Origin of the sequence: Chitinophaga filiformis (genome assembly GCF_900102545.1) — a bacterium.
Classification (GTDB): domain Bacteria; phylum Bacteroidota; class Bacteroidia; order Chitinophagales; family Chitinophagaceae; genus Chitinophaga; species Chitinophaga filiformis.
In genome coordinates this window covers 868,955-883,428 of the sequence record NZ_FNBN01000002.1, presented here as the reverse complement: position 1 = coordinate 883,428, position 14,474 = coordinate 868,955, and the positions used below count along the sequence as shown (strand labels likewise).

Below are 14,474 nucleotides of genomic sequence, written 5' to 3'. Positions count from 1 at the left end.
GATGAAAGTAGGACTCTTCATACCCTGTTACATAGACCAGTTTTATCCGCAGGTAGGTATCGCCACGTTATCGTTGTTGGAAAAGCTGGGTTGTGACGTGGTATATCCACAGGGACAAACCTGTTGCGGACAACCCATGGCCAACTCCGGCTTTGAACACCTGACCCACGGTTGCAATGAACTTTTCGTAGATCATTTTGAGGGGCTTGATTATATCGTAGGACCTTCAGGCAGCTGCGTGCTGCATATCAAAGACCATCTGCATGTGGAAGGGAAAGAGCAGGCGGCTACCCACATCCGTCAGCGTATATACGAGCTGGCAGAATTCCTGACAGACGTATTGAAGGTAGATCATCTGAAAGCGAAATTCCCACATAAAGTAGGTATACACCAGAGCTGTCATGGTCAACGTGGATTGGGACTTGCCCAGATGAGTGAACTGGTGGCTGCTCCATTCTCCAAACCGCAGCGACTGTTGCAGATGGTAGAAGGGCTGGAACTGGTGGAATTGAAACGCACAGATGAATGCTGTGGTTTCGGAGGCACCTTCTGTGTCTTTGAAGAAGCGGTATCCGTTAAAATGGGTAAAGATCGTATTGCTGATCATGTGAACAACGGCGCGGAATATATCACAGGTAATGATGTGAGCTGTCTCATGCACCTGGAAGGCATTTTACGCCGCCAGAAGAGTGATGTGAAAGTGCTGCATATTGCGGAGATATTGAATAGTTCAATTTAACAGGGAAGCTGAAGCGTATGGAACATCAACATAAAGAACACTCACTGCTCGCGGAAGAATTTAACGCCAATGAGCCCCGTGTGAACTGGCATGATGAAACTCTCTGGTGGGTTCGTCAGAAGAGGGATAAAATGGCCTGGACTATTCCGGAGTGGGAAGATCTGAGGGAAGCTGCTTCCCGCATCAAACATAACGTGCTGGGTAACCTGCACGATTACCTGCTTGAATTCGAAAAGAATGCACAGGCGAATGGTGCGGTAGTACACTGGGCAGCTGATGCAGCTGAACATAATAAGATAGTGCTGCAACTGTTACAGGAGCAGGGAGTGAAAAGGATGGTGAAGAGTAAGTCCATGCTTACGGAAGAATGTCATTTGAATCCATACCTTGCTGAACATGGCATTGAAGTGATCGACACCGACCTGGGAGAGCGTATCGTACAGCTGGCGAAAGAGCCGCCAAGTCATATTGTATTGCCTTGTATCCATAAAAAGAAAGAGGAGATAGGAGAGCTGTTTCATGAACACCTGGGCACACCTGCCGGTAATGCAGATCCTAAATTCCTGACTGCCGCTGCCCGTCAGCACCTGAGAGCGGAGTTTATCCAGTCGCGGGTAGCGATTACGGGCGTGAACTTTGCCGTGGCAGAAACAGGGGAGATGGTGGTTTGTACAAATGAGGGGAACGCTGATATGGGCGCTCACCTGGCAGATGTACACATTGCCTGTATGGGTATCGAAAAGATCATTCCTCAGCGGAAACACCTGGGTGTTTTCCTGCGCTTACTGGCCAGGAGTGCTACCGGTCAGCCGATTACTACTTACAGCAGCCATTTCCGTGCGCCTAAAAAAGGACAACAGTTACACATTGTACTGGTAGATAATGGCCGTAGTCGTCAGTTAGGGCGTGAAGATTTCCGCAATTCATTGAAGTGTATCCGATGTGGGGCATGTATGAATACCTGCCCTGTATACCGTCGTAGTGGCGGACATAGTTATCATAACGCTATTGCCGGACCGATAGGCGCTATATTGGCGCCTAACCTGGATATGAAGGAATATGCAGACCTGCCGTTTGCATCTACCTTGTGTGGCTCCTGCTCCAATGTATGTCCGGTGAAGATTGATATTCATCAGCAGTTATATAAATGGAGGCAGGTAATTACCCGGGAAGGATATACCAAAAAGACCAAAGCGGCGGGCATGCATGCTATGAACATCGTTTTGTCTAAGCCTGGTTTGTATAAGACCGCCGGAGGTATAGGGCGCTGGGTAATGAGAACATTCCCTGCTGTTGTGAACAATGGTCTGAACCCATGGTTCAGGCAACGTGAAATGCCGGAACCTCCGAAGGAATCATTTGCAGACTGGTATAAGAAGAACAGAAAGCAATAACAACAGTCCGCACAGGCGGATTGTAATATTGTGTGTTCCGGTTATACAACGATGGGAATAACAATCAACAACAACAATGCCGCCTGTATAGCATTTATACGAACGTTATAATGGCGTTTCTACAACAACAACATTTCGGGGCTGAAAAAAGAGTACTCTCGGGTAAGTGATGGCGACGAAACTGCTTTTACGCAATGCTGAACGTCTTCATTTTACTTGTTAGTCAGCCTCTCAACAATATCAAAATCAATATATGTCCCGCGAAAGCATTCTCGCCGCCATAAAAAAGAATCAACCGGAGCAACAGGCACTGCCAGATCTGAACGCCTTCAGACGTACAGGTCCCGGCGATCCTGCTGCTTTCAGAAAAGTAATAGAAACGCTTGGCGGACAGGTTTTCGAGATCAGTTCATATGCTGAGATACAGCCGCTCATTGCGGAGCATCAACCTGATGCACAGAAGATCATCTCACTGCAGGAAAGCTATCTGCCTGGTGCAATGACTGAATGGGAAACCGGTGACGGTGGCCGCCAGTATGAGCATGTAGACCTGGCTATCATCCCCGGACAGTTCGGTGTAGCAGAGAATGGGGCTATATGGATCACTGATGTTGAAATAAAAGAAAGAGTGCTGCCTTTCATTACCCAGCACCTCGCTATTGTTGTTTCTTCACAGGACATCGTACCGACAATGCATGATGCGTATGCAGAACGTATTGCCCAACCAGGAGGGGGCTTTGGTGTTTTCATTGCAGGACCTTCCAAAACAGCAGATATTGAGCAGTCACTGGTATTGGGCGCTCATGGTGCTAAAAGCCTGACTGTCTTCCTCTATAGCCCTAAGGCTTAGATACACTTTCCCGTTATGAAGATCGCCTTTAAAATGCGCCTGAAACCAGGCTGCAAAGAAGAATACCGTAAACGCCATGATGAGATCTGGCCGGAGCTGAAACAGCTGCTGAAGGATAATGGCGTGAGCGACTATACCATCTTCCTGGATGAAGAAACGAATATCCTGTTTGCGGTGCAGCAACAGGCAGGAGAACAGTCTTCCCAGGACCTGGGCACATTACCCGTTGTGCATCGCTGGTGGGCTTATATGGCCGATATCATGGATACGAATGATGACAATTCCCCTGTAACAACCCCGTTGGTGAAGGTGTTTCACATGGACTGAGCGAACGGTTATTTTTTCTCCAATATAAATTCAATGTCGTCAATGACATCTCCCTCCCGCTTATTGCCGATGTGAAGGTCATATGCCGGTTGCAGTGTTTTTAATTTCAATTTCTTCAGTTGGGCAGGGTCGGGTTGTATGACATAGCCGCCCGGAGCAAGTCCCATATAATTAAAATACCCGTCCGATTCTGTCAGGATACATTTTACCAGTGTGCTGTCTGATTTGTAGATACAGATCTTAATACCTCCCTGTTCTTTCCGTAAGGAATCTTCCTGCAGATAAACGATGCCAGATACTTCACCCAACACCGATATAGGTACATCGATCCGCCGCAGCTGATTAGGCTCTATGATGACCTTTATAGCCGGTTTCCTGATCTGCCAGGAGATACTCTCAAATCCCTTTGACTCGAGTTCAAACAGGTAAGTGGAATAAGGTTCCATATCAAGGATGGCAATGCTTGTATCCCGCAGACTTCTGATCATGCGTCCCGTGCTTTGTTTCAGTTGCAGACCATCCACTCTTGGCTCCCCTTTGTCATAACGTTCATTGTTATTGAGATCGAGGAAAGGTACAAATACAACACCTCCTGAACCTACGCTGCTACGGCTATTGGCGCCGGTATATCCTGATTTACTGTCAAGGATAATGCTACCTTTTGCAGATTCCACCAGGGTGGTGAGATTGTTGTTCTTCCAGATGGAGAAGCCGATCTGTGAAAAGGAAAAATCATACCTCAATCCTATACCATAGTTGGTGATACCATTCCGGTAGTTCTTTTCGTATGATACATTCAGATAGCCGTTTCTGAACAGGTACTTACCTGCTTCGCAACGTACTGCCATAAAGCGGTGTGTATTGTATTCATATTGCGTTTGAGGCGTGAGCAGGATATTCCAGGGTATCCGGAAGGTCAGTGCCAGGTTGCTGTAAACAAAGGGATCTTCATCCTTTATGAAGATCGCATTGGTAGATAAACTGGTGCCTACTCTAAAGATGGCGCCTGACATTAACCATTCTGTAGTTGTATAGTAGGAGCCTGGCAGAATGATCTGGTTCAGGGTCAGGCGACTGAACAGCGAAAAGTTCTTTGTCATGAAAGGTTTCGCCACCATCACTTTACGCTCTTCCAGCCAGTTATAGATGATCGCCTTCTGGTCTTTTTTGTACCTGGTATATTGCATTTCCGCCTGCAGATTGCTGCGACTGCGATAACTGAGTATCCCTCGCGCTCGCACGCCATATGTATATTCTCCCGAGAATAGCAGGTTGGATGCGATGCGCATGGATGTGGTAACGAATGGCAATGTATTCGCTCCCCTGATGCTTGAAAGGTATTCAACACCTGCTCCTACGGTAATATTGTTAGTAGCGCCATAATTGAATTGTACCCGGCCTAATTTACTGTTTACCGTGTCTTCTGCTACACCTGCACTTGCGGTATATTCGAATTCACCTTTGGGCAGGAAGTTGAATGGTATATTGATATTCTCTTCCAGGAAGCGTTCTTCTCCCCATGGACCATAAAAGCGTAGTTTGATCTGAGAGTTGCCATATACAAGCGGTACCTGGAAAGTATAGAAACCTGCGGCATCTGCTACCGTATAATCTACCAGCGCATTATTGATATATAATTCCACCGTCCAGCCAGGGTCCGTAAAGTTACTTAAGGTGTAGGAGCCATATGAACGCCTGTAGGTAGTGGGTGTGTTAGTAACCTGTACACCCACTACAGGTGCAAAGAGAGAAGCAATGGTAGGCGTGAAGATCTTCCCTGCTATGACCTGCCTGAGCCAGGGCCGGTCATTATTAACAAAACGCAGGCGGTAATATTGCTGCCGCTGATCAAAAGGACGCACAATATTACTATCCGGGTGTGTAGGCAGCAACTGCTGCTGTGCATAGTTGTTATAATTGAGGGAGACGGTCGCCTCACCACCGGCAAAGGTGCCACCCATGGTCAGGTTGAACCAGGTGTCATTGACATTCCGCAGTCTTTGTGTAGATACGACCGACCAGTTGGCCATACCAAATTTAAAGAGCGCCTTACTTCTGCCGATGGTAGTATCTGCCCTGACAGTGCCCTTCAATCTACTGAGATTCTGATACATCAGTTGCTGGCGCATTTCCCTGGCAGCAGGCAATTCTACATTGGATACGATATTAATCGACAGGCTGCGGAAATTGAACTGGCAGTCGAAATCAAACACTTTATTGAAATAGTCTGTCCGCAGGTATAAGCCTGTCTCTGTTTTTACCAGCACTTCGGGTTCGAGATTGAATACCTTATCCCGGAACTGAATACGGTTTTTCTTTCTGTCGATCAGGAAAGTAGCATCTTCAGTGATAAAGAAGCCTGACACCGTATCCCGGCTATCTGAAAGCTGGTTGCGGACCTTCAAAAAGTTAAAGATATCTGTAATAGAGAGATAGGCTGTTTCTTCATCTATGACCGCTGGTACTTCTGTGCTGCCGATTCCCTGTAATGTTACCATGATGGAGGTCTCTTCAAATTTCGGATCTTCATCATTGTCATTATCGTTGGCGCTGGCGGGCAATACGTAGCCGAGCCCCAGTAGCAGCCACATAACTATGCTGCGACAGGAGAAGAGAAAGCGGGTAATATTGATGGTACAGCGGCTCATCTGTTTATTCCTGAATAAATGTGACCGAAAATATACCGCTATAACTACCGGCAGGATTAGCCAGCGGAGGACCTACCGTGAGCGTACCGCCAATACGTACCAGTGTACGGGCTGGAGGTGTAGTGTTTGTTATAAACTGGCTGCCTGTACTGGCCGTGCCAATATGCAGGGATAAGGTTCCTCCGTTGCTGCCTGTCAGTGTTACGTCAGGCCCATTCATGATTGAAATGAGTGTGCCTGGGTTTGCCTCCACTTCAAAAATGGCGGGAGAGAAAGGTAATCCCAGGTTAGCCTGTACAATACTGCCTGTAACGGTTCGTGAGCCATCGGGAAAAACAGTCACGGTACCTCCTGTTACGCCCTGAAAGAAGGCGCCGAAGATCAGGCCCTGCGCAGGGTTCACATAAACGGATATGGGACGCGGAGGCGGTTCCTGCGCATGCACCGGTTGGGCTACCTGTATCAACAGTAGCAAGAGACCTGTATAAAGGAGATATTTCGTGAAAAATAATCTCATGAATAATTATTGATTTCCTATAAATACTTTTTTAGACACCTGCTGTTTGTTTGCCAGGAAGGTGACTATATAAATGCCACTGGTATATTGTGAACCTAACAGGTAACGTCCATTACCTGTAAAGTCCTTGCGGAAAATAACCTGTCCGCCAAAACTGGTAACAGTGATGGAACACTTTTCTCCCGGTACCTTGTCAAACTGACCATATAGATTATTGCCGGTGCTGTATGCATGATATACCGGCGCATCGCCTGATGGATTGTTGTTTGTAAGGGGCTTCAATACAAGGAAGAACCTGTTCTCATAAGAGCCCTTCTTTAACAGCAAGCGGTAAGGCGTTGCGCTATGCAGATCATATGTTAGATCTGCTTCTTTATCATACAGGTAAAAATGTCTGTTGGCAGGCATTCTTTCCAGCGTAAGCATGGTGAAACTGAGATATCCTTCCTGTTCCAGGGTAAGGCCCAGTGGGATGCTGGTACTGGTATCCACATCGTCTGGCCATGCGGCGATAGATTGTCGCTGGCCGCCCGTCAGCACATACAGGTTAGGTACGGCAGGATCTGTGTTCATTATTTTCAAAGCGTCCAGCTCCTGCTCGAAATCCTGCTGTGCATGATTTTCGAAGTAGATAACCACAGGATCGGAAGGATGACCATCGTCTGTAAACCCTGCACTCAGGCGTAACAAGGGTTCCGTTAATGGTCGTTCCCTGTGGAAGTTAGGTGTGAGATTGTTCACCCTCGCCGTATTATCCACTGACAGTGTTCCGGATACGGGGAAGTTGCCATTAGTTACATGTACAAAGAAGCCCTGCATTGCCGGGATGATATTGGTGGCAACGCCATCGCTGGATACGCCGTTGATGTAAGAGCTATAGGTGCCTGTGTACTGATCTGTTGTACCGGTATTGAAGTAGTAAATGGCATTGTCAACGCTGGTCCTTGTCCATCCGCCTGCAGCATCCCAGTCTACAGGAGAGGGATAAGGATTGCCCACCAGGTTGAAGCCCTTTGTATAAGGCTGGTTGTTGTTCGTCAGCGTAGGCGCTGTAATTGTACCGTTATTCACTACACCAGTCATGTCTATCGTTATCGCAGCAGTATTAGTACCCAGGTTACCCGCATAACCCACCATCGGTGTAAGCACGCCTGCGGGATCGGTATATGCGGTCCAGCCGGAGGATGCCTTATTCTCTACGTAACGGTAGAAGGTAGGGAAGGTGCTGTTGAGATTAATATCATCTGCAAACTCACTGAGGGTGGCTGCCTGGAAAGGAGAACTGAAATAAGTATATCCGAAACTGGTAGGCCGGTAACGTTGCGCGGTAACATTGCCCAATACAGCACCGGCACCGCTGCCATCGATCAGTGCTGTTCTTGTGGCGGTAGACAGCAGCGTCAGATTGCCACCTGATTGCAGTTGGCCGGTTGTCACCTTTACAATACCGGATACGTTCAGTGTGCCGCCAAGTGTCACACCAGCGGTGTTATTCACTGTGAGATTAAGGATGGTATTGTTGACAAATGTGCCTGCTGGTATAGTCTGTGCGGTACTGCCATTCATTTCAATAGTACCGTTGGTGGCGGTGAAGGTTCCGCTGTTGGTGATGATGCCTGCTATCTGTAAGGTGGCTCCGCTGACAGTCAGCGAGGCACCTGTCTGAATGGTAATACTGCCCACTGCGGAGGTGCCGCTACTGATGGCGGGATAGTTAGTGAGACCTGTAGGGATCGTCACATTGGTGGTACCGGCAGGTACGGTATTGGCCGACCAGTTGCCGGTTACGTTCCAGTTGCCGCTTATGGCGCCTGTCCAGGTATTTACTCCCACCATTTCACCTACTGCCAGCGCCAGGGGCATAGCAGTAAGGTTGGTGGCCTGTATAGAAGTAGCCTGCGGACTTGTTGAATTTTGCGTTGTCCAGGTACTGCCATTATAGGCAGCTACGCCGAAATTGGCAGTATTCGCGCCCGCGTCTATGTTGGCCGCGTTCCAGGTCAGCGTGACTGTAGCTGTCGTGAATATGGTACCGGTATTGACAAATGACCAGTAGCGGTTCACACTTTTCGCCGGATTTATTGTTGAACTATTAATGGCTGGATGCTCAACGGGAATAACTCCTGCCAGCAGGCTGCCTGCAGTGCTTACACCCGGCATTGCCACTGTTACCGGTGTGTAGTAGAGACTGTCGCCCACTTCAAAGGTCCTTGTTATACTGCCTGTGCTGGTTGTTTTCTGCAATCTGCCGTATACCCATCCGGTAGTCTGCGATGCGCCTGTAAGCGTAGCGGTTGCAGGCAGGATCACTGCATAAGTGCTACCGGTCCTTATTTTATTCAGCGTAAAATTAAGTACACCATTGATCGTGATGTTGGATGAAAGTGAAATAATACCGGCCGTTTTATTTACTGTCAGGTTATTAAATGCGCCCGTAGAAGTGATAGTCTGGGCGCCTGTTCCATTGAAATAGGCTGTCGCTCCGGTACTAGTATATGCACCGCTGATCATGGTCCAGTTACCGCCGATAGTATCTGTAAAGCTGCCTTGTACAAAGGTGCCGTTTGACAGTGTAAAGTCGTTCAGTATTTTCAGTACGGCAGTCGCTGTTTTTGTACCAGCTGTAGAGATTACCAGGTTGCCGTAGCTGGTGGCTGCGGATATAGCTTGCGTGCTTCCGCCGTATTCGACGGTACTGAGGGTATCCAGTTCAAAGTCGCTGAAGGCTGGCAGTGAGAATGTACCTCTCAAAATCAGCCTTCCTTCATCTTCAATGGTGAGCATACTGGTAGCCGAGGGAGTGATGGAAAGACCAGCAGCATCCAGCTTACCGCTGGTGATTGTGATGTCGTCCACAGCGGTGATAGCTTTACCAAGTGAAGCGGTAGCGGCAGTGTCTTTTAAGATGGTCAGTTGCGCAAGATCAAATGAGTTGGCTGATCCCGTGATAAGGGAGGGGAGCGAGCCTGTCATGGTCAATGCACCGACCGTTGCATCGATGGTCCCATTGTTGGTGAAATTGTGACTAACCTTAAAGTCTGACAATGCTGCAATACTACCCGTATTAGTGAAGTCATAGAAAGTAGCGTCAAGGCTTCCGGTTAACTCACCAGTTGCAGACGTCATGGTAAAGGTAGAAGTCCCTCCATTTAGTGCACCATAGGCTTCGATGTCACCATTCACTGTATAAGTGTAGGAGCCGGCATTAAAGATAGCGCTATCTGAAATAGCAAAGTCGCCCCCGATGGGCCAGCTGGATGAAGAGGTGACACCCGCTGTATTGCTGATCACAACGTTGTTTAACGCTGTTGGGGTACCTGTCACGCTGATAGCGCCGCTACCTCCGAAATTTACAATACCTGTACTGGTGAATCCTGTTCCTGACAGCTTGATTGTTTTGGCAGTGGCAGGTGAAAAGTTGAGGGTACCACTGCTTGTTACAGTACCGTTATTGGTGAACGATCCAAATATATCGTGTGTTGAGGGACCTCCGTTAAAGGTGGCGCCGCTGCCGATGTTGAAGGCAACAAATACGCGCCAGCCTACACTCGCATTGACACCACCTGTGTTGTTGACATTGAGTGTGGCATATGTGGGTGAACTGGTTGAGTTGAGTACCGGAGGGACAGTGCCATTAAAGGTAATAACACCGCTGGAGTTGGAAACAACTGCATTCACAAAACGAATGGTCTGCACCCGGGTACCGGAAAAGATGGTAACGCCATTACTGATAAGGGAACCATTGTTGGTAAGGTCTCCGTTGACAGTAGCAGTACCGCTGCCGCCGTCAAAAGAACCACCGGTGGCAATGGTCAGCAGTCCGTCATATGTAATATCACTGCCGGCTACAGCATAGCTGCCATAGACGGTGAACCGGTTAAATGTAGTATTGCCGGTAATGGTTTTATTGGCGCCATTCAACGTTACTGTGCCACTGGAAGGCACAAAGGTGCCATTGTTGATCCAGTTACCATACAGGTTGATCGTATAAATGTCGCTGTTCAATGTAGCGCCACTGTTGATAGTCAGATTGCTGTTTACAGTAGTAGGCCCGGTCACTGTTTTTACACCGCTTCCACTTAATATCAGGTTTCCGTAAGGTACGCCTGCCACCATTTGTGGTATATTCCCGTTATAGTGTGTGGTGCTTGTCGGGCTGATGTTATAGGTAGAAAATCCGGCAGGCAGGTTATTTGCTCCGGCGGTTTGCAAGGTACTGCCATCCGCTAGTGTAAAGGTACCACCTGCGGACGACCGGTTGATAGTAAATGTGGAGAGGTCCAGCGTACCGGTATTTATAGTGAGATTACCATTGATGGTAGAGTTGCCTGTAAGCGTAGCTGTCCCACCGGTTTTATTGATAATAAGGTTGTTGAAGTTTGTTGATGATATCGTTTGTGTGCCGGCGCCGTTTAATTGAAACGTACCTCCGGAGGAAATGAAGGTCCCGCTATTATTCCAGTTGCCGCCGACGCTTAAGATAATACCACCGTTGTTTAAGGCGGCGCCGGAGGAAATAGTAACAGCTCCTGTTATTGTGGTATTGCCACCGAGGTTCAGGGTCCCGAGTATAACGCTCATGTTACCTCCTATAGTGGTTGTGGCGGAAAGCAGGGCACTGCCTCCGGCTTTGTTTATCTGGAGATTGTAGTAGGGGATTGCTGCCATGGCTTGTGTGCCGGCGCCGTTATAATTGACAGTGCTTGTGCCTGATGTAAAAGTACCATTCGTATAATTGTAATTATTACCGATGTTGAGTGTTCCCGCGCCGCTGAAGATCACGTTGGCGCCTCCTGACTGTGTGAGTGATCCAACAATTGTTACCGTTCCTGTGCCGACGTTCAGGTTGATAGCGTGGCCCGCAGTACCGTCGCTGAGAGGAAGATCGCCGTTTACGGTTAGTGTCTGGCCTGCTACGTTGATAGTGTGTGTGGCATTGCCAGACCATTCGCCTCTGATATTTCCCTGTGTGATGAGGCTACCGCCCGTTGCAAGTGTAAGGGTAACGGCCTGTGTGCTGCCCAGTATGATTGATTTCACTGAAGCGGCGTTGTTGATCACTGGTTGATTGGTAAATGCTACTGTGCCTATTTCAGCAATATCATTGACACCCGGAGGGAGAGAAGGTACACCTTCAACCGTGGTCCAGTTTGCGGGGTTGGACCAGTCACTACTAACCGAACCAATCCAACGGGCAACGTTTGAATTATCTGATAATGTCCAGCTTCCTGTAATTGAAGAAAGCCCCGATTGTTCCACATAATTGCTGGTGGTGCTGTTAGCTGTCTTACCGACCAGTGCCCAGGTGCTGCCTGTGTTACGCCACAGGGCCATGGTAGATTCGATATTACCACTCAGCTCTGCATCTTCGTAATGTAGCCGGAGGGGGCTCGTGCCAAGTGCCAGTGGGGTAGTGATGGTATATAAGCGGTTGATGGATGCTCCCTGTGGAAAGCCACTCACTGATCCAACAGTTACAGAGACGGTAATGCTTCCCGTAGCGCTGGTTCCGGGAGTTATAGTATTATTGGGACTTTCAAAAGCATATGCTGTACCTGCTGTAAAGGTGTGCTGCCGGCGGATGTTTCCAAGGATAATACCATTGCCATTCCTGGTATTCGTAATAGTGATTGTATTGGCGCCGGTGTTGATAGCGCCGCTGGTCATGTTCACCACAGCTGCCGTGATACTGCTTGCAAGATCAATATTGTTGGTTGTTGTGCTTTTATTCAGCGTCAGTATATTAAAGGTAGTCGCGCCTGTTATTGTAGAACTACCGTTGCCTGCAAAGGTAACAGTACCTGAACCTGCATTGAAAGTTCCGCTGTTGGAAAAATCCCCCAGTATCTGGTGATTAAAGGAACCTGCTGTAAAAGTAGTGCCGGCAGAGAGTGTAAAATTAGTAGCGGTAACAGCGCCAACGGCAGTCTTCACGGAAGAACCTGATAATAGCAGATTGTTGTAGGCCAGTCCGTTGATATTTTGTGCTGTTGTGCCATTAAAATTGACTGTATTAGGTGCGGTGGAAGATAGATTCAGTGTTCCACTTGTAATGGTTAAGGCACCTGCAATGCCTAATACTGAGTTGGTAGTCAGTTGCAGGGAGGTACCATTTAATGTTACATTGAACAGGTTAGCAGTACCGTTCAGTGTACTGCTGCCTGCGAAAGTAGCCGCACCTGCGCTGGCGGTAAATGTGCCGTCAACGTTCAGCGCATTGTTGATAGAAAAGGAACTGCTGGTAGTAACAGTGCCGGGAACAAAGAGAGTTCCGAAAGCGATCGTGCCTGCACCGGATATCGTTTTCGAAGTACCCTGCATGGTGATCGTCCCGTTAGTCCCTGTAAAGCCGCCGCTGACATTCAGATTACCATTAACGATGATGCTGGTGCTGGTACTGACGGAACCTGAGATGGTCAGGTTATCAAAGATGAAATTCGTACCGGTGATGGTCTTTGTACTTCCCGTCATAGTAAGTGTGCCACCGGATGAATGCGTAAATGTTCCCGATCCGATAGTGGCCAGATTGCCTGCTATGGTGATAGGGCTGTTGCCTGCCGCAGTGATATTCGATACAAGGATGTTGACGTTATTAAAGTTATGTGCCCCTGTGCCACTCAATGTAGACCCCGGACCTCCAAAACTGATGGTACTGGAAGCGCCTGTAAAGGCGCCATTGATCACCCAGTTCCCATCCACTGCATGAGTGAAACTGCCGCCATTAAATGTAGTGGAAGCGCCAATGTTTACATTACCATCGATATGAATATTGGAGGCTGCTGTGAAACTTACACTTGTTCCCGATCCTACAATGCTCTTCAGGTCTCCATAGATGAAAAAGTCGGCGGTAGGCATTGTTTTTACAACTGCTCCACTGGAAGCCGACAGGGTAAGATTGCCATAATTCTCCGGCGTTACCGTTTGCGTCAGTCCGTAGTACTCTACAGTGCTCGTTAATGAAAGCGAATGCGAACTATAATTGGCAGGGAAACTATTAGATCCGCCTATCCTGAGTGTGGCATTATTAGCGACAGAAACGGACCCTCCTACGATGCTTGTACCCCTGTTGGCGGTAAAGGTAGACAGGTCCAGTGTGCCGGCTGCTACCTCTATTCTGCCTGCTGTACTTGTTGAAGAGTTGAGGAGGTTAAGATTACCTCCCAGCGTTTTTACCAGCGCTCCGCTTATCCTGAGTGTGGAATAAGTGAGGTTGTTACGGACTGTCTGATTAGTAAGTGTTGCACTATAGTCAACGGTACTTCCTGCATTCAGTGTTATTGTCGTCATGCCGTAGTTGGCATTGAAGGTGGCTGCCTTAACATGCAGTATGCCCGTAGAACCTACTGTTAAAGGGCCGGCTCCTGATACAAGATAGGGCGTAGTGTTTTCTGCAGGTATGAAAACACCGTTGACGGTAAAGGAAACACTCTCGGAGAAATTGACATTTTGCGTAACGGTGCTTCCCGCGCCAATGGTAAGGCGTCTGAAAGCGCTCGTAGCTGTTCCTCCAATGGATTGGGATGTGCCCGTAAATGTTGTCTGAGAGGAGGTGCTGGTTGTACTATAGGTACCGTTGTTGATCCAGTTCCCTTTTACAGTCAGCGTAACTCCTCTGTGGGAAACAGTACAGCCGCTATTGATAGTCAGCGTGCCGGATACTGTTAAACTTCTTGATATTGTCAGCAGCGGATTTCTTCCGCTCGTCAGGAGCGTCAGTGATCTGCAGCTGGCAGATGAAGTGACGGTTGGTTGATATGGGCCCGTAAAAGCGGCATCACCTATTACTGCGTCAACCGAAGCATTAGGAACGCCATTCGTCCAGTTGGAGGAGTTCTTCCATGCAGAGCTCCATGTGCCCCTCCAGCTAGTCTGCGCCTGTGCCCATACAGTGGCAGGCAGGGAAAACAATATGATAAAAAGTGTTACACGAACAGTTACAGGTTTCCCGTTGGTTATCATTTCTTAAAATGTTATATCCTGTGCACAGTGCATCGCAGAT

At 48.2% G+C, this 14,474-nt stretch carries 7 protein-coding genes; 4 read left to right on the top strand and 3 right to left on the bottom strand.

The features are described from left to right. The first annotated feature begins 1 nt into the window (after position 1). The 4 genes from BLR32_RS10025 (at position 2) to rhaM (ending at position 3,310) form a co-directional block, all read left to right on the top strand. Positions 2-739, top strand: a complete 738-nt coding sequence (locus tag BLR32_RS10025; protein WP_089832125.1) for a (Fe-S)-binding protein — start codon at positions 2-4, stop codon at positions 737-739. A 17-nt stretch (positions 740-756) separates the two neighbouring features. Continuing rightward, a complete protein-coding gene (locus BLR32_RS10020) occupies positions 757-2,133 on the top strand; it encodes a lactate utilization protein B (protein ID WP_089831179.1) in 1,377 nt (458 codons plus the stop codon). 253 nt (positions 2,134-2,386) lie between these two features. Beyond that, positions 2,387-2,983 carry a LutC/YkgG family protein gene (locus BLR32_RS10015; RefSeq protein ID WP_089831177.1) on the top strand — a complete coding sequence of 199 codons (597 nt, stop codon included), beginning with the start codon at positions 2,387-2,389 and terminating at the stop codon, positions 2,981-2,983. A gap of 15 nt (positions 2,984-2,998) precedes the next feature. Continuing rightward, positions 2,999-3,310, top strand: coding sequence for an L-rhamnose mutarotase (gene rhaM, locus BLR32_RS10010; RefSeq protein WP_089831175.1), 312 nt, complete (start codon positions 2,999-3,001; stop codon positions 3,308-3,310). 8 nt (positions 3,311-3,318) lie between these two features. Here the strand turns inward: rhaM and BLR32_RS10005 are convergent, their stop codons facing one another. Genes BLR32_RS10005 through BLR32_RS09995 form a run of 3 tightly spaced genes read right to left on the bottom strand, consistent with a single transcriptional unit; the run spans position 3,319 to position 14,434 of the window. After that, the gene (locus BLR32_RS10005; RefSeq protein ID WP_143011422.1) at positions 3,319-5,958 is read right to left on the bottom strand and encodes a hypothetical protein; all 2,640 of its coding nucleotides are present in this window, start codon (positions 5,956-5,958) and stop codon (positions 3,319-3,321) included. A 4-nt stretch (positions 5,959-5,962) separates the two neighbouring features. After that, complete coding sequence (locus tag BLR32_RS10000) at positions 5,963-6,475, bottom strand: DUF4402 domain-containing protein (protein WP_089831171.1); 513 nt, start codon at positions 6,473-6,475, stop codon at positions 5,963-5,965. A gap of 6 nt (positions 6,476-6,481) precedes the next feature. Then, positions 6,482-14,434 (bottom strand): hypothetical protein, encoded by a 7,953-nt coding sequence (locus BLR32_RS09995; RefSeq protein WP_089831169.1) that lies wholly within the window; start codon positions 14,432-14,434, stop codon positions 6,482-6,484. Between the last annotated feature and the right edge of the window lie 40 nt (positions 14,435-14,474).